Genomic DNA, 19,049 nt, shown 5'->3' with positions numbered 1-19,049 from the left:
ATGGCATTCGCGCTCGGTCCTCGTGCGGCGTCGGCGGGCTACAAGCTCGCAGCTTTCGAACGGACCGGCTCGACCAACACCGAGGCGATCGAGCACGCGAGGCGCGGCGAACGCGGCCCGATGTGGTTCGTGACGTCGGAGCAGACCGCCGGTCGTGGCCGCCGTCAGCGCGCCTGGATCGCACCAAAGGGTAACCTTGCCGCCAGCGTCCTCGAAGTCGTTGATGTCGCGCCTTCCGTGGCCGCGACGATCGGCTTTGCGGCCGGGCTGGCCGAGGAGGCCGCCCTGGAGAAGGTCAGCCTGGAGGCGGCACTGCGCCTCGGTGAGGGCCGTCCCCACTACGCCCTGAAATGGCCGAACGACGTGCTGGCCGGCGGCAAGAAGCTGGTCGGTATCGGTCTGGAGGCCGAAGCCATTGGCGACCGCCTTGCCATCGTCGTCGGCATCGGCACCAATGTCGTCGCCGCGCCCGAGGGCACGCCGACGCCGGCGGTGTCGCTCGCCGCGCTCGGCGTCCAGATCAGTGCGGAAGAGCTGTTCTCGGCGCTCTCGGACGCGTGGGTGGAATTCCGCGGTATCTGGGACAATGGCCGCGGCTTTGCCGAAATTCGCAGGTTGTGGCTGGAGCGCGCCGCCGGCCTCGGCGAGCGGGTCGCGATCCACACGGGAGTGATGACGCTGGAAGGCATTTTTGACACGATCGACGACACCGGCTGCCTGATCGTCCGCACCGCGGAGGGCCGGCGCGTGCCGGTGGCCGCGGGCGAGGTGTTCTTCGGCACGGCCGCCTCCGTGGGAGCTGCGTGATGGCGAAGCCTGAGGAACTGGTATTTGCACCGCTCGGCGGCGTCGGCGAGATCGGCATGAATTTGTCGATCTACGGCCTCGGCAACCGCCAGCAGCGTGCCTGGCTGGCAATCGATCTCGGCGTCTCCTTCGGCGACGAGGAGCATCTGCCGGGCATCGACCTGATCATGCCGGACGTCAGCTTCCTGGAGAAGGAACGGAAGAACCTGATGGGGCTGGTGCTGACCCACGCCCATGAGGACCATTTCGGTGCGATCATCGACCTGTGGCCGAAGCTGAAATGCCCGATCTACGCGACGCAGTTCAGCGCGGCGCTGTTCGAGGCCAAGTGCGCCGCCGAGCGCAATGCGCCGAAGATCCCGGTGACGGTGGTGCCGTCGGGCGGGCGCGTCGATATCGGTCCGTTCAATGTCGAGTTCATCCCGGTCGCGCATTCGATTCCGGAGTCGCATGCGCTGGCGATTCACACCGAAGTCGGCACGGTGCTGCACACCGGCGACTGGAAGATCGATCCGACTCCGATCATCGGCCGCCCCACCGACGAAAAGCGGCTGCGGGAGCTCGGCGATGCGGGTCTGCTCGCCCTGATCGGCGATTCCACCAACGCCGTGCGCGACGGCCGCTCACCCTCGGAAGCCGAGGTTGCCAGGTCCATCACCGAGCTCGTCAAGGCCGCCAAGGGCCGCGTTGCGGTCACGACCTTTGCCTCCAACGTCGCGCGCCTCAAGGCCGTCGCCATCGCCGCGAAGGCCGCCGACCGTGAGGTCGTCGTGGTCGGCCGCGCCATGGAACGCGTCGTGCAGGTCGCGCGCGAGACCGGCTATCTCGATGGCGTGCAGAGTTTCCGCTCCCCGGACGTCTACGGCCATCTGCCGCAGGACAAGGTGCTGGCGCTCTGCACCGGCAGCCAGGGCGAGCCGCGTGCCGCGCTGGCGCGCATCGCCAATGACGACCATCCCGAGATCACGCTCAACCGCGGCGACAGCGTGATCTTCTCCTCACGCACCATTCCCGGCAACGAGAAGGCGGTCGGCGCGATCATCAATGGCCTGGTTCTGCAGGGGGTGGAGGTCATCACCGACCGCGACCAGCTGGTCCATGTCTCCGGCCATCCCCGCCGCGACGAATTGCGCGACATGATCGCCTGGACCCGGCCGCAGCTCCTGATCCCCGTCCATGGCGAGGCCCTGCACCTCAATGAGCACGCCAAGCTCGCGCGTGCCGCCGGCGTGCCGCGCGTGCTGGTCTGCCGCAACGGCGATCTCGTCAAGCTCGGCCCCGGCGATCCCGGCATCATTGGGCAGGTGCCTGCGGGCCGCCTCTACAAGGACGGCACGATTCTGGAGGACTCCAAGTCCCGCGCAGTGGTCGAGCGGCGCCGCATGGCCTTCTCCGGCTGCGCCTTCGTCGCCATCGCCATGACGCAGCAAGGCGAACTCGTCGACGATCCCGAGGTCGATCTGATCGGTATCCCTGAGAAGAACAAAGCGGGCGAGCCCTTCGACGACATCGTCTTCGACGCCGTGGTCTCCACCATCGAAGGCCTGCCGAAGGCGCGCCGTCGCGACGCGGATGCGCTGGCGGAGTCGGTGCGACGCGCTGTCCGCTCCGTGATCAACGAACATTGGGGTAAGAAGCCCCCCTGTCTGGTACATGTGCTGACAGTCTAATTTGGGCATGATCTTTCTGGAAAACCGCTTCACACTTTTCCGGATCATGCCCTAGGGGAGAAGAAACATGCTGGGCCGGCTCAACCATGTCGCGATCGCGACCAAGGACGCCGTCAAGGCCGCCAAAATCTATGGCGCCGCATTCGGGGCCCAGATATCTGAGGCCGTCGCGCTGCCCGAGCACGGCGTCACCACCGTGTTCGCGACGCTGCCCAACACCAAGATCGAATTCATCGAGCCGCTCGGCGAGGCCTCGCCGATCGCAAAGTTCCTCGACCGCAACGCCGACGGCGGCATCCATCACGTCTGCTACGAGGTGGTCGACATCATCGCCTCGCGCGATACGCTGGTGAAGGAGGGCGCAAGGGTGCTCGGCGACGGCGTGCCGAAGATCGGCGCCCACGGCAAGCCGGTGCTATTCCTGCACCCGAAGGACTTTTCCGGCGCGCTGGTCGAAATCGAGCAGGCATAGGCCGAAGCCATGGCCATCCAGATCTCAACCGCAATCGCAATTTATTTCGTCATCTGGTGGGTCGCGCTGTTCCTGACGCTGCCGTTCGGCGTGCGCAGCCAGCACGAGGACGGTGTCGGAGTGCCGGGCAGCGACCCCGGCGCGCCGATCCTGACGCGGATGGGAGGCAAGCTGATCTGGACCACCATCATCTCCGCGATCATCTATGGGATCGCCATGGTCGCCTATCACGCCGGCTATTTGTCGATCGAGCGCCTGTCGAAATTGATGGGCATGCCGTTTTAAGAATTTTTGATTGGCTTTGTTGGGGGACCAATGACTTTTCAGAGGATCGTCGTGGCGCTTCTGGTGCTGATCGTCGCCGGCCTCGGTGCCATCGGCTATTTCGAGTGGAAGATGGCCGTGCAGGTGCGCACCCTGAAGGCGTTCGTCGAGGGCTACGTCTTCAACGAGGCCGTGATCGCCTGCGAGCAGGCCAAGAGCTCGACGCCGTTCAAGTGGAACGGCGGCAAGAGCACCTCGGTGATCGGCCTGAACTCGGTCAAAACGGACAAATACACCGTCAGCGCCAGCTACACGCTGGTGGCGGACAGCGTCTATTGTGATTACGATCCGATCAAAAGAAAGGCCGAGATCGGCTCGAGCTTCCTGGAGCGGGAGTAACGATCCGGCCATGCCAAGCATGGGATGGGATCGTCATGACGCAGGGGCAGGGGGACTACCGGATTCTGCATGAGGCGGCGTTGCGGGATTATCTCGCAAGCGTTGCAGACCTCAAGGCGCTTCTCGGGAGCGAGCCGGCCTCCTGGTCGATCACCGAAGTCGGCGACGGCAATCTCAATCTCGTCTTCATCGTAAAAGGCGGCCAGGGCGGCGTCGCCGTGAAGCAGGCGCTGCCCTATGTCCGCCTCGTCGGCGCGAGCTGGCCGCTGCCGCTGTCCCGGGCTCACTACGAATATCTTGCCCTGTCGCGGCAGGCCGAGCTCGCGCCCGGCCTCGTGCCGGCGCTGCTGCATCACAATGAGGCCTTGGCGCTGACGGTGATGGAGCTGCTCGAGCCCCACATCATCATGCGCAAGGGGATGGTTGCGGGCTCGCAATATCCGCGCTTTGTCGATGACATCACCACCTTCATGGCGCGGACCCTGTTCTTCACCTCCGACCTCGCGCTGTCGGCGGCCGAGAAGAAGCAAGGCATCGCGGCCTTCGCCGGCAACCATGCGCTGTGCAAGATCACCGAGGATCTGATCTTCACCGATCCCTACCGCATCGCCGAGCAGAACCGCTGGACCACGCCGTATCTCGATGCGCTCGCCGCAGAGCTGCGAGAGGATATGGACCTGCATGTCGCGATCTCCCGGCTGAAGCTGAAGTTCATGGCGAGCCCCGAGGCGCTGGTCCACGGCGACCTTCACACCGGCTCGATCATGGTGACGGACGGCGAGACGCGGGTGATCGACCCCGAATTCGCATTCTACGGCCCGATGGGTTTCGATGTCGGCGCCGTGCTGGCCAACCTCCTGATGGCCTATTTTGCCTCCGCCGGCCACGAACGCTCGTCGGGCGAACGGCGTGCGTTCGAGGGCTGGGTGCTGGAGACGGTCGAGCAGGTCTGGGACGCGTTCGCCCGCAAGTTCCTCGACCTGTGGAGCGCTGGCGCCGCAGGCGATGCCTATCCCGCCTCACTCTTTGCCGGCGACAAAGGCGCAGCACGCCTGGAGGCCGAGCGGCAGGCCTACATGCAGCGGCTGTTCGCGGACACGATCGGCTTCGCCGCGGCAAAAACCATCCGCCGTATCTTCGGCCTCGCTCACAACATCGACTTCGAGCTGATCGAGGATCCGCGCCGGCGCGCGATCAGCGAAGCACGCGCCGTGAGGCTGGCAAGGATGATGATGTTGGAGACGGGGGCGTTTCCGACCATGGCGGACGTCACCGCTGCAGCGCGAAAATTGCGCGATTGGCAGCCGGAGTTCTAGCCGGCTTCCGCACAAATCGGCGGTGCCCGCGCGCGACGCTCGCATACGTCAACCCCTTCAAGGCGCTTGCGCTCGACCTGCCGTGGATGGTCAACTCCCGGACCGGAGCACGGCTTGCGTTGTCGGAGGGACCATGATGTTCAGGATAGTGGCGATCGTCGCGGGTCTGGGGCTGGCACTGGCCGCCACGGCGGAGGCCCAGACCCCGCGCAAGGGCGGAACCATCCGCATGACCGCGCCTTATGGGTCGAGCTTTACAAGCTTGGACATTCATACGACGCAGCGCGCCCAGGACGAGATCTACGCAAAGGCGCTGCACCGGTCGCTCTACATTTGGAATTCCGCCGAAGGCAAGCCGGTCCTGGAGCTCGCCAAGGAAGACGTCGTCTCGGGCGGAGGTCTCGTTCACACCTTCAAGCTGCGCGACGACGCCTATTTCCACAACGGTCGCAAGATGACGGCCGACGACGTCATCTGGACCTACAACCGCATCATGGACGGCACCAAGGCTTATCCCGGCGCGCGCTATGTCCGCGTGATCGAGGGCGCGGCGGCGGTCGAGAAGGGCCAGGCCAAGGAGATCTCGGGCCTGAAGAAAATCGATGACTTCACGATCGAGATGAAGCTGACCGAGAAAGTCGATCCGGGTTTCTACTTCTGGAATGCGATCACGTCGATCTATCCCGCCGACGAAGCCGCCAAGGAGAGCTTTCTCCAGAAGCCGATCGGTCTTGGGCCCTTCAAATTCGTCGAGCACGTGCCGGGATCGCGCATCGTTCTGGAGCGGTGGGACCGGTTCTACAAGCCCGGCAAGCCCTACGCCGACAAGATCATCGTGTCGGTCATGGGCGAGGCCGCGGCACGCGATGTCGCCTTCCGCAACAAGGAGATCGACACCTCGGTACTGGGGCCGGCGCAATATGTCGCCTATCAGAACGACGCCGACCTCAAGGGCGCCGTGGTCGAAGTCGCCGAGGTCTTCACCCGCTACATGGGGATGAATCCCGCGTTCAAGCCGTTCGCCGACAAGCGGGTCCGGCAGGCGATCAATTACGCGATCGACACCGACCTGATCATCAACAAGCTGGTCAAGGGCAAGGCCTATCGCGCCACCAGCTGGCTGCCGCTGACCTCTCCTCTCTACGACAAAACCATGAAGCCCTACGCCTTCGATCCCGCCAAGGCCAAGCAGCTGCTCGCCGACGCCGGCTATCCCTCAGGCTTCGAATTCGAATGGACCACCAGCCAGAACGAGAGCTGGGGCTTGCCGATCGTCTCGGCCGTGATCCCCATGCTGGACAGGGTGGGCATCAAGGCGAAGGTCAAGCAGGTCGAGACCGCGGTGTTGGCGGAAGTGGTTCGCAGCGGCGACTACCAAGCCTTCATCTACTCCCAGGCGACCGGACCCGATCCCCAGGCCGCCCTCAAATGCTTCCACTCATCGACGCCGCAATCCGCCTGCAACTACATGAACTTCAAAAATGCCGAGTTCGACAAGCTGGTCGACGAGGCCGGGCAGTCCGATGACGCTGCGAAGCGTACCCAGCTGCTGCAAAAGGCCAATGCGCTCCTCTACGAAGAGGCGCCGGTCTGGTTCTTCAACTACAACAAGGCGGTCATGGCGGTGCAGCCGTGGCTGAAGGGAATTCAGCTCAACGCGACGGAGCTGACCCATCAGAACGTCGAAGACCTCTGGGTCGACGAGACCTCGCCCGCGAAGTGACACACGCTCTCGCGCTCCCTCCGTCGCCATGAACGACGGAGGGAGAGAGGAAAAGTGCCGATGCTCTCCTTCCTGTTCCGCCGCCTCCTGCAGACCATCCCGACCGTGCTCGCCGTGGTGGCTCTGGTGTTCGTGCTGTTCAGTGTCGTGCCCGGCAGCATCGTCTCGTCCATGAGCGACGATGCCGACCCGCAGGTCGAGTTGCGCATGAAGAAGCAGCTCGGGCTCGACGATCCCGTCTATATCCGCTTCGGCGCCTACATCGCCAAGCTTGCGATCGGCGATTTCGGAACCTCGTTCCGGACGCGCGAGCCGGTAACGTTCATGATCGCCAAACGGATATGGCCGACGCTCCAGCCCATCTTCGCCGCCATGGCGTTTTCCGTCGTGATCGGTGTTCCCCTGGGTTTCATCGCCGCACTGAAGCCGGGGGGCATCGTCGACACGATGGCCATGGTCGTGGCGGTATCGGGACTTTCGATCGCTAAATTCTGGCTCGGACTGGTGCTGATGTATTTGTTTGCGTTGAAGCTCGGCTGGCTGCCGAGTTTCGGCTATGGCGATGGCGGACTGAAATATTTGATCCTTCCGGCCGTGACGCTCGGCGTCTCGCCGATGGCGCTGTTCGCCCGGACGACACGCGCCGCTGTCCTCGAGATCATGACCGCGGATTTTGTCCGCACCGCGCGCTCCAAGGGCATGAGCGAGACCCGAGTCGTGAAATGGCATGTGATGCGCAACGCGCTCGTCATCATTCTCACCACCGTCGGCCTGCAGTTCGGTGCGCTGATGGGGCAGGCGGTCGTGGTCGAGAAACTGTATTCCTGGCCGGGCATAGGCTCGCTGCTGGTCGATAGTGTCCTGCAGCGCGACATTCCGGCCGTCCAGGGCTCCATTCTTGTCGTGGTGCTCTCCTTTCTCGCGATCAATCTGCTGATCGACGTGCTCTACGGCGTGATCGATCCCAGGATCAGATACGCATGAAGCTCCGCGCCAATCTCATCATCGGTGGCGCGCTGTTCGCGCTTGCGATCCTGGTCGGCCTGCTCGCGCCCTGGCTGGCGCATACCGATCCTGTCCTGGACGCCAATCTGCTCAACGCGGAAGAGCCTCCGAGCTGGACCTGGTGGTTCGGCACCGACGACCAGGGCCGCGACATCTATTCGCGCGTCGTCTACGGCGCGCGCGTTTCGCTGACGGTCGGCATCGTCTCGCAGCTCATCAACAGCGTCATCGGCGTGGCGCTGGGCCTGAGCGCCGGCTATTGGGGCGGCTGGTGGGACGATGTCGTCAACGGCCTGACCAATCTCATGCTCGCGATTCCCTCGCTGATCTTCGCGCTGGCCATCATGGCGGTGCTTGGTCCCGGCCTGACCAGCCTGCTGATCGCACTCGGCTTGACCAACTGGTCCTTCACGTGCCGGATCGCGCGGGCCTCGGCGCTGTCGCTGAGGAGCCAGGGCTATGTGCAGGCCGCGACCGTGCTCGGCTACGGCGATCTGCGCATCATGATCACGCAGCTGCTGCCGAACATGCTGGGTCCGATCGTCGTCATCGGCACGCTCGGCATGGGCAGCGCGGTCTTGTCCGAAGCCGCATTGTCGTTCCTCGGCCTCGGCGTCCGCCCGCCGTTTCCGAGCTGGGGCAGCATGTTGTCGGATGCCCGCGACCAGATCACGACGGCGCCGTGGCTCTCGGTGTTTCCCGGCCTTGCCATCTTCCTGACGGTGCTCGGCCTCAATCTGCTCGGCGATGGCTTGCGCGACATTCTCGATCCCCAATCGCGGAGCCGGCGGACATGACGGGCGCGCCGCTGATCGAAGTCGAGGATTTGCGCATCGATCTCGACGATGGCTCGAGGCGCGTTGCGGCGGCCGAGGGCATTTCGTTCCGCATCGATCGCGGCGAGACCTTCGGCCTCGTCGGCGAATCCGGCTGCGGCAAGAGCATTACGGCGCTCGCCTTGATCGGCCTGTTGCGGCGGCCTTTGTCGATCGGCGGCGGCGTGATCCGGTTTGAGGGGGGGGAGATCCAGCACCTTTCAGCCGCCAGGCAACGCGATCTGCGCGGCAATCGCATCGCCATGATCTTCCAGGAGCCGATGACGGCGCTGAACCCGGTTTCGCCGGTGGGCCGGCAGATCGCAGAAATGTTCGTGCTGCACAAGGGCAAGAGCTGGCGGGAAGCCGACAGACTGGCGGTCGAGGCGCTGGCGAGCGTCCGCGTTCCCGCGCCGGAGCGGCGCGTCAACGACTACCCGCACCAGCTCTCCGGCGGCATGCGCCAGCGCGTGATGATCGCCATCGCGCTCGCCTGCGGTCCGGATCTCCTGATCGCCGACGAGCCGACCACGGCACTCGACGTCACCGTGCAGGCGGAGATCATCGAGCTGATGCGGAATTTATGCGCCGAGCGGGGGACCGCAATCCTGATGATCAGCCACGATCTGGGGCTGGTCGCCAATGTCTGTCGCCGCGTGGCCGTGATGTATGCCGGCCGTATCGTCGAGGAGCGCGGCTCGGCCGATATATTTCGGGCGCCCTCGCACCCCTATACGCGAGGCCTGGTCGCCTCGCTGCCGCGGCTGGGCAGTCGCGCCGCGCTTGGCCGCACCCGGCTGACGGAGATCGCCGGTGTGGTCCCGGCCATCACGAATTTCCCTGACGGCTGCCGGTTCAATCCGCGTTGCGCGCAGGCGACCGATATTTGCCGGACCACCGCGCCGGGAGCGGATTTGCTCGACGCCGGCGGTCTGGTCAGGTGTCACCACCATGCATGAGCCGCAAGACAGGTTGGGTGAGACACGGCCGGACGACGATGTCATTCTCAGCGTCAGGGATCTCGCGGTCCACTTTCCGCTCGGAGGTGGCCTGCTGGGGCGCGGCCGTCGGCTGCTCCGTGCCGTCGACGGCGTCGATCTCACCTTGAAGCGCGGCGAATGCCTCGGCCTCGTCGGCGAGTCCGGCTCCGGCAAGTCGACGGTCGCATTGTCGATCCTCGGTCTCCTGACGCCGACGCGCGGCCGCATCGTGCTGGACGGACAGGTCGTGACGAACCGGCGATCCGTCGATCGAAAGGCGCTGGCCCGCATCGTGCAAATCGTGTTTCAGGATCCCTACGCCTCGCTCAATCCGCGCCAGACCGTTCGTCGTACGCTGGAAGATCCCCTGCGTGTGCATGGCGTCACGGCCAAGAGCGAGATCGAGGACCGCGTCGCGAAGATGCTGCGGCATGTGGGCCTGCGGCCGGAGCAGGCCGACCGCTATCCGCATGAATTCTCTGGCGGCCAGCGCCAGCGCATCGGCATTGCGCGCGCGCTGATCCTCAATCCCAAGATCGTCATCTGCGACGAACCGGTCTCGGCGCTCGATGTCTCGATCCGCGCCCAGATCATCAATCTGCTGCTGGAATTGAAGGAAACGCTCGGTCTCTCCTACATCATGATTAGCCACGATCTCGGCGTCGTCGAACACATGAGCGACAGGGTCGCCGTCATGTATCTCGGCCGCATCGTGGAGAACGGCCACTGGCGCGAGATTTTCGAACGGCCGGCGCACCCCTACACCCAAGCCCTGATCGCCGCCATCCCCGATCCCTTGCGCCATGCGCCGCTGGCGACGACAGGCGGCGACCTTCCCAACCCGCTCAATCCGCCGAACGGATGCGCGTTCAGCCCGCGGTGTCGGCATGCGGAGGCCGTGTGTCGGAGCGAGCCGGGGCCGGTGCTGGAGACGCGGGTGGACGGGCACGCGGTGAGGTGTTGGCGAAGCGAGGAGATTGCTGCGGCGAGCTTCGCTCCATCACCGCCACCCTGAGTGGGCGCCTCGAAGCTCCGGATCAGGTGCATTCGCATTGCTTGCTTCGTCCCTCAGCGATAATGAGTTCGCCGTTGTGCCGGAATGACGGCGTTGTTCAGACTCCTTGGGATAGTGAGACCTCTCTATTCCGTGCTCGGCGCCATGACGTCCCCGCCGACTGCGACGTGGAAAGGTGATGGCACGACCACGATTGTAGGCGCCGTTACGTACAATCAGGTTAGCGGTGTCTGGCGCTATCTAAACGTCACGGCCGCACATGCTTCGGGTTACTATCAGACCACGCCGAACACGGGCCAAGGCTTCATTGCCGACACTGAAACAGCCGCTGACGAGGTTGATCTGAGATTTTTGCGCTTCAATTCCTCGATCATGGTGGTCGTCAACCGACAGCCGATAGCATCGTCAAGCTTCACGACCGATGCAGCCGGCTCTGCAAACCTATTGCAGTTGCGTTTCGCCGGCACGCCTCTGTCCTTCCCTCCAAATAAGTGCCCGGCATTCTGCAAACGCAACAGCTTGCCTTCAGCTAGTCGCTGCAGGATGTTGCGCGAAAGAAAGTGCTCTCGGGTGATCTTGGTTGAACATCCACCCAGCGGATGCAGATAGCATTTTTCGTTTGAAACACCCGTTTCCGCTCGCTGCGTTAGTTGAGAGGACTGCTTCCTCCAACGATTGAATGTTAGCCAGCAGCATTTCTTCGCCGGGTACCCGCTGCCGAATGGGCAGTCGCCGTCGGAAAGAGTTCTTGACCAGGGAAGGATGGGAGAGGCTTTCAAGCCCATGCCGGTTCATCACATCTTTCGCTACACGGTGGCGAAAGCTACGAAAATGCCACTCCCGCGTCCACTCCCCTCAGGACTGCAGCTTAACGAGCCCCAGCTCAGGGGCGGGCAATGGGGAAGAGCTGGGGCCCGACTGCGTTACCCGCTTTCGGTCGGGCATTGGGAAAACTTGGTAATCGGTGAAGCGTTCCGACCTGTTTTTAGTGGCCGATGGGACGAATAGTTGCCGAATGAGGATCGCTTGCCTTGTGCCTTAGCGCTGACGTGCCACAAGCGAGCGCGCGTCGCTCCGCTTCTTCGACTTGAACTCGGAGATCTTCGACTTCTGCTAGTTGGGAAGAGAGCTCGTTTAAGCGTTGAGCAAAAAGGATCGTGCGCAAGTCCTGCATCAACGCCTCCACTGGGCAACTTGCACAGGGTAAAAAGGCGGCAGCGAGAGCACATTAAACCATGTGAATCTGCCCGGCGATTCCGCGTATTACCGATGGCATAGGTTCCGATTGACGGACGCATTCACTCGCTCAGGGTCGCGGCTTCGGCCAGCGCGTTCGATGACGCGTTCAGGAAATGTCGGCCGGCGCGGGCAATTGAGAGAGCAAAAGGAACCCCAGCTTCAGGGCGGTGAAGCTGGGGCTGTCTTGAGGCTGCCCCTTGGGGAAGGCAGCCACCCTTGGCAACGGGGTAACGGGAAAACAATGCAATCGGCAAGTCGTTCCAAGCTCGCTCGTCGGCCGCAGAATTCCCAGATTTGTTGAGGCAAACCGCTCCCTCAGGAATGTCGGCTCGGTCCCTTCAGGAGTGCATCTTCTGCCGGAGCTTCTCAATTCCCGGAGGTGTGCGGCATACTCTTCGATGATGCACTAGAAGGTGCCGCTCTCTCTTCGTTCGAAGTTCAAGCATAGAAGATCTATTTCGGCTTCGTTGAGATTCGCTCGAAAGTATCTGCACGTGTAGTCAGGCGTCCTTCTGCTCGCCAGTTTGGGGGCTTGAGTCAGAAAGATGCATTTTCTGCAATTGTCCGCGTGGTGACGATCCCGGCGTGCGTCGAGTTGCTCCAAAATATGGCGAAGCAAATCGCGAAAATTGTTTGCGCCAAGTTCAAGCGTAGCAATCGCATGGACGAGCTGTGTGATGGGATCGCCTGAAAGGAGTTTTTCTCCTCGCGGCGTCACATGAAGGATCACCGAGCGCTTGTCTTGATCGGAACTTCGGCGTTGAAGGTAGCCTTTGCCTTCGAGACGCTTGACTGTCTCAGAAGCGGTGGCGCGTGTCGTGCCGCCGAACTGAGCCAATGCGGAAGGGGTTCGCGAGAATCTGTTTGCACGCGCAAGAAACCGCAGCGCCATCCAGTCTCGATCACGCAATCCGCTGAGAGTGTCGTCAAACTGCCAACTGCCTGCGGCTTGAATTAGCAGGTCGACTGCTTCCCGCGCTGCCGTGATCATCCGCGCCCCACTCGTATGCTAACCCAACATATCGCTGATCAGAGGTCGCAACGCATCAAGAAAAGAATCGGACGTCTACATACGAAGGCTTGCAATCAGCGCTTGTGCGCCCGCGAGCGCCTATCTGGATTAGATTGTGTGGGGCAATACTTGCGCAGAATTGCGCTCAACCGCTGCCTTGCTGACGAGTGAGAGCTAATTCCTTACATGAACCTGACGACGTTTGTGCTCGCGGGCCGTCAGTTCTTCCAGAGGTTCACGTCGGCGGCCGAGTCCAAAGCCGATCTAGGATCGTGATTCCGCTAGGGGTCAAAAGCGGACCTGCGTCCACTCCCTCAGGGGGAGCTGCCACTGACGGCACCATCGCCACGATGAGCTCGTGCTCCTGTTTCGCCCGACCCATCAAACGCGGCCCCGGCAAGGCTATGGATTGCCGTTCAAGCCTATCGTCTGACACCAACCAGACGAGGGCGGCGATTTGCGTTCTCAGCCGGCAGCGCACGCAACCACGCGCGAAAACTGATGACCTCGGGGCAATCCGCGGTGCCTTCGGACGCAACCAGCCAATCACCCAGACCCGATCCCTCATCGATCCGGTCGCAGCGATAGCCCGGATGGTGGCCAAGCCCCCGGGCGATCAGCAGGTCGACCTTGCCTTCGACCAATTCGTGCAGGCCGGCCGGATGCAGCACCCGCAAGCCGATCTCCGCATGCGTGCTGCGAAACGCTGCCAGATCGAGGCGGCGGAGGTCGAAGCTGCCATGGACGCCCAATTGCAGCAGCACCGCACCTGTCGGTCTCAATTGCGAGGTCGCCTCCGCGATGTGGCGAAAGCCTTCGGAGACCCCGGGCAGATACGCCTGACCGGCGGCGGTGAGGATGAGCTGCTTATGCAGCCGCTCGAACAGCTGCACGCCGAGGCGCGCCTCCAGCGCCTTGACCTGCTGCCCCACGGCGGCGGGGGTCACGTGCAGCTCGTGTGCGGCCAGCTTGAAGCTGAGATGCCGCGCGGCGGCTTCGAACGCGCGGAGCGCGTTGAGTGGTGGAAGGATGTAGTTCATCGGGCTGCATTTTGACACTGATGGGCCGTGGCCTTGCAATAGATTTTCTTGCGCTGAACCGCAGCAATGATGCTTTGCGGAGCGGTGATGGCGCCGGATACGGTCGATCCGCAATCCGGAGAAACCCTATGCCGCCAGCTCACATCGTCAGCCACAATCCCGCAACGGTCCATCCTGCCGCCGGCGGCTACTGCATGGGACTTGAACTGACGCAGCATCGACGCCTGTTGTTCATCAGCGGCCAGGTGCCCGAGAGGTCCGACGGCGCCGTTCCTGACGGTTTTGAGGCGCAGTGCGAACAGGCCTGGCGCAATTTGATCGAGGTGCTCGCCGCCGCCGGCCTTGGCGTCGCGCATCTGGTCAAGGTCACCACGTTCCTGACCGACCGCAATCAACTCGTGACCAACCGCTCCATTCGTCGCGCGATGCTGGGCGAGCACCAGCCCGCGCTGACGGTCGTGATCGTCGAGACCGTCGACAGCAAATGGCTGCTGGAGATCGAGGCGATCGCCGCGGAGTGAAACCAGCCGACTTTGCAATGAACCAATCATATCAGGTGCCCCATGGCTGAGATCATCCATCCGTTTTACGAAGCGCATCGCAGTGCAACGCAGGCCGCCATGCGCGAGCGGCTCGATTTGGCCGAACCGATGTTGCGCGAGCGCGCGCAGCTTTCCGAGATCGACGGGATCAGGCGGGAGGTGATGGACGAATTCGAAATCGTGATCACCCAGATGCCCTATGTCGGCGGCGCGGCGAGCCGCATGAGCGATTTCTTCATGCGCCTCATGGGCTTCATGGCCATCAGCCGGGTGCTGCGACGCCACGGCGTGCCAGTGCCTGTGATCGGCGAGATCGAGCGAGAAACCTACAAGGCACAATTGCTAGCCGCGCCTGAAGCGGAGCGTCTTGCCTCGGGGCGTCAATTCATGTCGCCGGAGAACCAGGCTTTGCTGCGCGAGCAGGCGGCAAGAAGCGCGACAGAAAGCCATCAGACCGAATTTCCGGAAGATTTCGTCTACGATTTCGTCGAGCCTGATACGAGTGACAATTTTGAATTCGGCATCAACTACAAGGCTTGCGGCTTCTGCAAACTCGCGGCGCGCCATGGCGACAAGGACATTCTGCCGAATATCTGCGGGCTCGATTTCGTCGCCTACGCAGCGCGAGGCATCCGCCTGGAGAGGACACAGACGCTAGCGGGCGGTGCGAGCCATTGCAATTTCCGGTTCTCGCGGCTTGGGTCGGATGAGAAGGCAGAGAGTTAGGCGGCCCCCTCATGCTGTGCGATTGAGGTGAGCCTGGATTGCCCCTGCTGCCACATCGTCATTGCGAGCGCAGCGAAGCAATCCAGAATCGTTCCGCGGCGGCAGTCTGGATTGCTTCGCTGTGCTCGCAATGACGGAGGTTGGGGCGCTGTCCGGAGCCGACCCGCGTAGACCGCCACGATGACATCCTGCGCCTGTTTTGCCCGACGAGTCAAACGCCGCCACGGTGACGTCTACATAATTTCGGGTTTTTGTAACTCGTTGAATTCCCTCACGCTGTCTACTGTGCATGGGGTTGTTTTCGCTCTTTTTGTTTTGAGGGCGGCTATTCCGCCGCCTTTTCCCTCAGCCGCTGCGCGTAGACGTTGATCACCAGCGCCGCCAGCAGGATCAGGCCGCGGATCAGGATCTTCAGGAAGCTGTCGATGTTGACGTGGTCGAGGCCGTTGTTGAGAACGCCGAGGACGAAAAGCCCGACGATGGTGTTGCCGATGCCGCCGCGGCCGCCGAACAGGCTGGTGCCGCCGACCACGACGGCGGCGATGGAGTCGAGCAGATAGGTATCGAACTCGTTCTGCTGCGCGCTGCCGAAATGGGCGACACCGAGCATGCCGCCGATACCGGAGCACACCGCCGAGATGACCATCACCGCGCCGAGGATGAGCTTGACGTTGAGGCCGGAATATTCGGCCGCCTCGCGGTTGCCGCCGACCATGTAGACGTAGCGGCCGAAGCGGGTGTAGGTCAGCACCAGATGCCCGCCGAGCAGCATGATCGCGGCGACGATGACGATCCATGGGATGCCGCCGATCGATCCGGACCCGAGCGTGGTGATCACGCCGGGCACCTTGTAGGCGATCTGGCCGCGCACCAGCAGCGCCGAGATGCCGGCCGCGATCTGCATCATCGCCAGCGTCATGATGAAGGAGGGGATGCCGATCACAGTCAGCCCCAACGCATTGACGAGGCCGAGAAACGCGCAAAGCAAAATGGCCAGCAGGATCGCCGCGGCGCCGGGCAGGGGAATGTTGGGAATGCTGACGTAGGATTCCTGGAGCGTGAAGTAGGCGACCGCGATGCCCGTGACGTTGGCGATGCTGGCGATCGAAAGGTCGATCTCCGCGCAGAGGATCACGAAGGTGAGGCCGACGGCGATGATGCCTGTGACCGACACCTGCGTCAGGATGTTGCCGAGATTGTCCAGCGTCGCGAAGGAGGGGCTGGCGAGGGCAAAGAAGGCGGAGAGAAAGATCAGTGTCAGGAACGGGGCGATGTTGCGCATCTGCGAGCGCAGGAACGGCGCAAGCCCTCGCGCTCGCTGCCCCGCCGCCAAAGCCGTGTCACTGCTCACCATGGTGCTTCTCCGTCACGCCGCTTCCAGCAGGCGGTCCTTGCTGACCGGCTCGTTCTTGAATTCGCGCACCAATGCGCCGCGCTTGAGCACGAGGATGCGGTCGGCCAGCGACAACACCGTTTCCGGCTCGGTCGACAGCACGATGATCGCGAGCCCTTTGGCGCGGAGATCGCGGACGATGTTGATGACGTCGTTCTTGGCGCCGACATCCATGCCGCGGGTGGGCTCGCACAGCACGAGGAGCTTGGGCGGATAGGTCAGCCATTTCGCCAGAGCGACTTTCTGCTGATTGCCGCCGGAGAGCATGCCGAGATCGAGGCCGACGACCGGCGGCCTGATCTGGAGCTGCTCGACCTGGCGCTTTGCGATGTCGCGCTCCTGCGCCGGCTTGAGCAGCAGCGCCGAGATGCGATCGAGAATGCTGATCGAGATGTTCTTGTAGACCGGCTCCTGGTGAAACAGCATCGCGCGCCGGCTCTCCGGCACCAGCGCCACGCCGGCGCGCCGCGCCGCAGCCGTGCTGGCAAAGTGTTTTGGCTTGCCCTCGACCGCGAGCGTGCCGGCATCAGGCTTCAGCTTGCCGAACAAGATGCGCGACAATTCCTGCTGGCCGCAGCCCATGAAGCCGTAGATGCCGAGCACTTCGCCGGCGCGCGCCTCGAAGGAGATGTCCTTCAGGCTGCGGGCCAGCGACAGCTGGTCGACCTTCAGGACCACCGAGCTGTCGCTTGGCCGCGGCAGCATCAGATCGTCGCTATAGCTGTGCTCGAGCGCTTCGCCGCCGCGGCCGATCATGGCCTCGATCAGCGCGCCCTTGCTGGTCGCAGCACTTGCTGTCTCCGCGACCTTCCGCCCGTTGCGGAACACGGTCACCGTGTCGGACACGCGCAAGATGTCCTCGATGAAATGCGAGATGAAGACGATCGCCGTGCCTTCCTCGCGCAGCCGCCGCAGCGTCGCGAACAGCCGCTCGACCTCGGGCGGGGAGAGGGCGGAGGTCGGCTCGTCCAGGATGACGATGCGCGCGCCGGAGAACAGCACGCGCGCGATCTCGATCAGCTGCTGGAGCCCGATCGGGAGGTCACCCAGCCGGCTCATCGGATCGACGTCGATGCCGAAGCGGGCGAGCTGCTCGCCGGCCTCACGCGCCATCCGCCGCCATTGCACCAGGCCGAGCCGGTTGGTCGGCTGGTTGCCCAGAAACACGTTCTCCGCGACCGTGAGGTCGGGGGCGACGGACAGCTCCTGGTGTACCATGGCGATGCCGGCGCTGTGCGCGTCGCGGGCCGAGCGGAAATGCGTCTCCTGTCCCTCGATCAGGAAGCGGCCGGAGAATTCGGTGTGCACGCCGGCGATGATCTTCATCAGCGTGCTTTTTCCCGCGCCATTCTCGCCGACGAGACCATGGATCTCGCCGGGCAAGAGCGCGAAGTCGACACCACGAAGCGCCTCGACGCCGCCGAAGCTCTTCGTGATGCCCTGCAGTTCCAGAATGGGCGAACGATCCTCTCGCATGGAGGCTCAGATCAGGAAGTGATCCTGCATCCACTGCATCCCGGCGGCGTTGGCCTTGGTGACGACCGGACCGTCGGTGACGACGTTCTTGGGAATGCCCTGTCCGCTCTTTTCGCCGCCGACCACGGCGGAGACGCCCGCGATGCCGCCATGAATCCGGCAGGACGGATTGCGCACGGTGGCGAACATGCGGCCTTCGCTGACGGCCTGGATCGCCGGCGGCATCGCATCCACGCCGCCGATCAGGATGTTGGTGCGGCCCCGCGCCTTCATGATATTGGCGGCGGCGAGCGCCATGTCGTCATTGTGGAAGAACGCCGCGTCGATCTGCGGATATTTCGTCAGGTAGGTTTCCCAGAGACGAGCGGTCTTCGACACGTCCCAGTCGGCCGGCTGGGTGTCGAGCACCTCGATCCCGGGGAATTGCTTCACGACATTGTTGAAGCCCTTGGCGCGGCCCTGCGCGCCGGTGTGGCCGAGGGCTCCTTGCGTCATGATGATCTTGCCCTTGCCGCCCATGGCGTTGCACAGCGCCTGCGTCACGGAGGCGCCCATGAACTCGTTATCAGGGGCGAGGAAGGAGTGGACGTTGATCTGGTCTAGCGGCGCAATCAGCGTGTCCATGTCGATCACGGGCGTGCCGGCATCGATCATCTTCTGCACCGGCTGGGTGAGGGTGCCGATGCCGAATGCCTGGATCGCGACGAAGTCCCATTTCTGCGAGGCCATGTTGTCGATAGCCGCGCGCTGCTTCACGGCATCGAGCTGGCCGTCGAACCAGGTGACCTCGACATTGAACAGCTTGCCCCAGAATTCCGCGGCCTGCTTGCCCTGCGCGCACCAGGTCGCCTGGAGGCCTGCGTTGGAGAACGCCGCCTTCAGCGGCTTCTCGCTTCGTCCGACCTCGGCTGCGAGGGCGGGGTTTATGCCCATGCTGCCGAGGATGGCAGTCGCGGCGCCGGCGGTTGCTGCCGCCTGAAGAAGATCGCGCCTCGTCGTCGAGAAATCTTTCGTCCCGGACATCGCTCGCTCCCATACAAATTTATCTTCGGCGCGTCATTGATTGCGCGACCGATGTCCGAAAGTGTCTCACAAGAGTTGGTGCCACTCAATCTGCAATCAACGCGAGATTGCCGCAAGCCGCGTTGGTGCAGC

19 protein-coding genes are annotated in these 19,049 nt (G+C 63.3%); 13 read left to right on the top strand and 6 right to left on the bottom strand.

Going from position 1 to position 19,049, the window contains the following annotated elements:
• From ABIB66_RS20890 to ABIB66_RS20840, 11 genes are all read left to right on the top strand, one after another.
• A complete protein-coding gene (locus tag ABIB66_RS20890) occupies nt 1–807 on the top strand; it encodes a biotin--[acetyl-CoA-carboxylase] ligase (protein ID WP_354209878.1) in 807 nt (268 codons plus the stop codon).
• Nucleotides 807–2,477 carry a ribonuclease J gene (locus ABIB66_RS20885; protein WP_354209877.1) on the top strand — a complete coding sequence of 557 codons (1,671 nt, stop codon included), beginning with the start codon at nt 807–809 and terminating at the stop codon, nt 2,475–2,477. Before ABIB66_RS20890 ends, ABIB66_RS20885 begins: the two co-directional genes overlap by 1 nt.
• 67 nt (nt 2,478–2,544) lie before the next feature.
• On the top strand, nt 2,545–2,949 hold the full coding sequence (mce, locus tag ABIB66_RS20880; RefSeq protein ID WP_007603572.1) for a methylmalonyl-CoA epimerase: 405 nt from the start codon (nt 2,545–2,547) through the stop codon (nt 2,947–2,949).
• Nucleotides 2,950–2,958: 9 nt separating this feature from the next.
• Nucleotides 2,959–3,234, top strand: coding sequence for a DUF1467 family protein (locus tag ABIB66_RS20875; protein WP_275171305.1), 276 nt, complete (start codon nt 2,959–2,961; stop codon nt 3,232–3,234).
• Between the two features lie 30 nt (nt 3,235–3,264).
• Nucleotides 3,265–3,612: a hypothetical protein gene (locus ABIB66_RS20870; protein ID WP_275171304.1), complete on the top strand. Its 348-nt coding sequence runs from the start codon at nt 3,265–3,267 to the stop codon at nt 3,610–3,612.
• 35 nt (nt 3,613–3,647) lie between these two features.
• Nucleotides 3,648–4,928 carry an S-methyl-5-thioribose kinase gene (gene mtnK / locus ABIB66_RS20865; RefSeq protein ID WP_354209876.1) on the top strand — a complete coding sequence of 427 codons (1,281 nt, stop codon included), beginning with the start codon at nt 3,648–3,650 and terminating at the stop codon, nt 4,926–4,928.
• Nucleotides 4,929–5,061: 133 nt separating this feature from the next.
• Nucleotides 5,062–6,651: an ABC transporter substrate-binding protein gene (locus ABIB66_RS20860; RefSeq protein ID WP_354209875.1), complete on the top strand. Its 1,590-nt coding sequence runs from the start codon at nt 5,062–5,064 to the stop codon at nt 6,649–6,651.
• A 60-nt stretch (nt 6,652–6,711) separates the two neighbouring features.
• Nucleotides 6,712–7,635 carry an ABC transporter permease gene (locus tag ABIB66_RS20855; RefSeq protein ID WP_354255522.1) on the top strand — a complete coding sequence of 308 codons (924 nt, stop codon included), beginning with the start codon at nt 6,712–6,714 and terminating at the stop codon, nt 7,633–7,635.
• A complete protein-coding gene (locus tag ABIB66_RS20850; protein ID WP_007603580.1) occupies nt 7,632–8,453 on the top strand; it encodes an ABC transporter permease in 822 nt (273 codons plus the stop codon). Before ABIB66_RS20855 ends, ABIB66_RS20850 begins: the two co-directional genes overlap by 4 nt.
• Complete coding sequence (locus ABIB66_RS20845) at nt 8,450–9,430, top strand: ABC transporter ATP-binding protein (protein ID WP_354209874.1); 981 nt, start codon at nt 8,450–8,452, stop codon at nt 9,428–9,430. The genes ABIB66_RS20850 and ABIB66_RS20845 overlap by 4 nt, the downstream gene beginning before the upstream one ends.
• Nucleotides 9,423–10,466: an ABC transporter ATP-binding protein gene (locus tag ABIB66_RS20840; protein ID WP_354209873.1), complete on the top strand. Its 1,044-nt coding sequence runs from the start codon at nt 9,423–9,425 to the stop codon at nt 10,464–10,466. The genes ABIB66_RS20845 and ABIB66_RS20840 overlap by 8 nt, the downstream gene beginning before the upstream one ends.
• Before the next feature lie 275 nt (nt 10,467–10,741).
• On the opposite strand, the gene ABIB66_RS20835 is transcribed toward ABIB66_RS20840, so the two are convergent.
• The 3 genes from ABIB66_RS20835 to ABIB66_RS20825 form a co-directional block, all read right to left on the bottom strand.
• The gene (locus tag ABIB66_RS20835; RefSeq protein WP_354209872.1) at nt 10,742–11,251 is read right to left on the bottom strand and encodes a hypothetical protein; all 510 of its coding nucleotides are present in this window, start codon (nt 11,249–11,251) and stop codon (nt 10,742–10,744) included.
• A gap of 860 nt (nt 11,252–12,111) precedes the next feature.
• Nucleotides 12,112–12,696, bottom strand: coding sequence for a MarR family transcriptional regulator (locus tag ABIB66_RS20830; RefSeq protein ID WP_354209871.1), 585 nt, complete (start codon nt 12,694–12,696; stop codon nt 12,112–12,114).
• A 443-nt stretch (nt 12,697–13,139) separates the two neighbouring features.
• Nucleotides 13,140–13,757 carry a LysR family transcriptional regulator gene (locus ABIB66_RS20825; RefSeq protein ID WP_354209870.1) on the bottom strand — a complete coding sequence of 206 codons (618 nt, stop codon included), beginning with the start codon at nt 13,755–13,757 and terminating at the stop codon, nt 13,140–13,142.
• A gap of 128 nt (nt 13,758–13,885) precedes the next feature.
• On the opposite strand from ABIB66_RS20825, the gene ABIB66_RS20820 reads away from it, so the two are divergent.
• Together ABIB66_RS20820 and ABIB66_RS20815 are read left to right on the top strand one after the other, a co-directional pair.
• The gene (locus ABIB66_RS20820; RefSeq protein WP_354209869.1) at nt 13,886–14,278 is read left to right on the top strand and encodes a RidA family protein; all 393 of its coding nucleotides are present in this window, start codon (nt 13,886–13,888) and stop codon (nt 14,276–14,278) included.
• Between the two features lie 42 nt (nt 14,279–14,320).
• Nucleotides 14,321–15,025, top strand: a complete 705-nt coding sequence (locus ABIB66_RS20815) for an L-2-amino-thiazoline-4-carboxylic acid hydrolase (protein WP_354209868.1) — start codon at nt 14,321–14,323, stop codon at nt 15,023–15,025.
• A gap of 325 nt (nt 15,026–15,350) precedes the next feature.
• Here the strand turns inward: ABIB66_RS20815 and ABIB66_RS20810 are convergent, their stop codons facing one another.
• Genes ABIB66_RS20810 through ABIB66_RS20800 form a run of 3 tightly spaced genes read right to left on the bottom strand, consistent with a single transcriptional unit; the run spans nt 15,351 to nt 18,917 of the window.
• A complete protein-coding gene (locus ABIB66_RS20810) occupies nt 15,351–16,379 on the bottom strand; it encodes an ABC transporter permease (protein WP_354209867.1) in 1,029 nt (342 codons plus the stop codon).
• 12 nt (nt 16,380–16,391) lie between these two features.
• A complete protein-coding gene (locus ABIB66_RS20805; RefSeq protein WP_354209866.1) occupies nt 16,392–17,894 on the bottom strand; it encodes a sugar ABC transporter ATP-binding protein in 1,503 nt (500 codons plus the stop codon).
• A 6-nt stretch (nt 17,895–17,900) separates the two neighbouring features.
• Nucleotides 17,901–18,917 carry a sugar ABC transporter substrate-binding protein gene (locus ABIB66_RS20800; protein ID WP_354255436.1) on the bottom strand — a complete coding sequence of 339 codons (1,017 nt, stop codon included), beginning with the start codon at nt 18,915–18,917 and terminating at the stop codon, nt 17,901–17,903.
• Nucleotides 18,918–19,049 lie beyond the last annotated feature (132 nt).

This window comes from Bradyrhizobium sp. F1.13.3 (assembly GCF_040548265.1).
Taxonomy (GTDB): Bacteria; Pseudomonadota; Alphaproteobacteria; order Rhizobiales; family Xanthobacteraceae; genus Bradyrhizobium.
The sequence above is the reverse complement of the archived record's forward strand: the minus strand, read 5'-3'. Positions and strand labels throughout refer to the sequence as shown.

Excerpts from the sequence above, each read along its gene's own strand:
- ABIB66_RS20890 (WP_354209878.1), top strand. The coding sequence starts at position 1 with ATGGCATTCGCGCTCGGTCCTCGTGCGGCGTCGGCGGGCTACAAGCTC.
- ABIB66_RS20885 (WP_354209877.1), top strand. The coding sequence starts at position 807 with ATGGCGAAGCCTGAGGAACTGGTATTTGCACCGCTCGGCGGCGTCGGC.
- mce (WP_007603572.1), top strand. The coding sequence starts at position 2,545 with ATGCTGGGCCGGCTCAACCATGTCGCGATCGCGACCAAGGACGCCGTC.
- ABIB66_RS20875 (WP_275171305.1), top strand. The coding sequence starts at position 2,959 with ATGGCCATCCAGATCTCAACCGCAATCGCAATTTATTTCGTCATCTGG.
- ABIB66_RS20870 (WP_275171304.1), top strand. The coding sequence starts at position 3,265 with ATGACTTTTCAGAGGATCGTCGTGGCGCTTCTGGTGCTGATCGTCGCC.
- mtnK (WP_354209876.1), top strand. The coding sequence starts at position 3,648 with ATGACGCAGGGGCAGGGGGACTACCGGATTCTGCATGAGGCGGCGTTG.
- ABIB66_RS20860 (WP_354209875.1), top strand. The coding sequence starts at position 5,062 with ATGATGTTCAGGATAGTGGCGATCGTCGCGGGTCTGGGGCTGGCACTG.
- ABIB66_RS20855 (WP_354255522.1), top strand. The coding sequence starts at position 6,712 with ATGCTCTCCTTCCTGTTCCGCCGCCTCCTGCAGACCATCCCGACCGTG.
- ABIB66_RS20850 (WP_007603580.1), top strand. The coding sequence starts at position 7,632 with ATGAAGCTCCGCGCCAATCTCATCATCGGTGGCGCGCTGTTCGCGCTT.
- ABIB66_RS20845 (WP_354209874.1), top strand. The coding sequence starts at position 8,450 with ATGACGGGCGCGCCGCTGATCGAAGTCGAGGATTTGCGCATCGATCTC.
- ABIB66_RS20840 (WP_354209873.1), top strand. The coding sequence starts at position 9,423 with ATGCATGAGCCGCAAGACAGGTTGGGTGAGACACGGCCGGACGACGAT.
- ABIB66_RS20835 (WP_354209872.1), bottom strand. The coding sequence starts at position 11,251 with ATGGGCTTGAAAGCCTCTCCCATCCTTCCCTGGTCAAGAACTCTTTCC.
- ABIB66_RS20830 (WP_354209871.1), bottom strand. The coding sequence starts at position 12,696 with ATGATCACGGCAGCGCGGGAAGCAGTCGACCTGCTAATTCAAGCCGCA.
- ABIB66_RS20825 (WP_354209870.1), bottom strand. The coding sequence starts at position 13,757 with ATGAACTACATCCTTCCACCACTCAACGCGCTCCGCGCGTTCGAAGCC.
- ABIB66_RS20820 (WP_354209869.1), top strand. The coding sequence starts at position 13,886 with ATGCCGCCAGCTCACATCGTCAGCCACAATCCCGCAACGGTCCATCCT.
- ABIB66_RS20815 (WP_354209868.1), top strand. The coding sequence starts at position 14,321 with ATGGCTGAGATCATCCATCCGTTTTACGAAGCGCATCGCAGTGCAACG.
- ABIB66_RS20810 (WP_354209867.1), bottom strand. The coding sequence starts at position 16,379 with ATGGTGAGCAGTGACACGGCTTTGGCGGCGGGGCAGCGAGCGCGAGGG.
- ABIB66_RS20805 (WP_354209866.1), bottom strand. The coding sequence starts at position 17,894 with ATGCGAGAGGATCGTTCGCCCATTCTGGAACTGCAGGGCATCACGAAG.
- ABIB66_RS20800 (WP_354255436.1), bottom strand. The coding sequence starts at position 18,917 with ATGTCCGGGACGAAAGATTTCTCGACGACGAGGCGCGATCTTCTTCAG.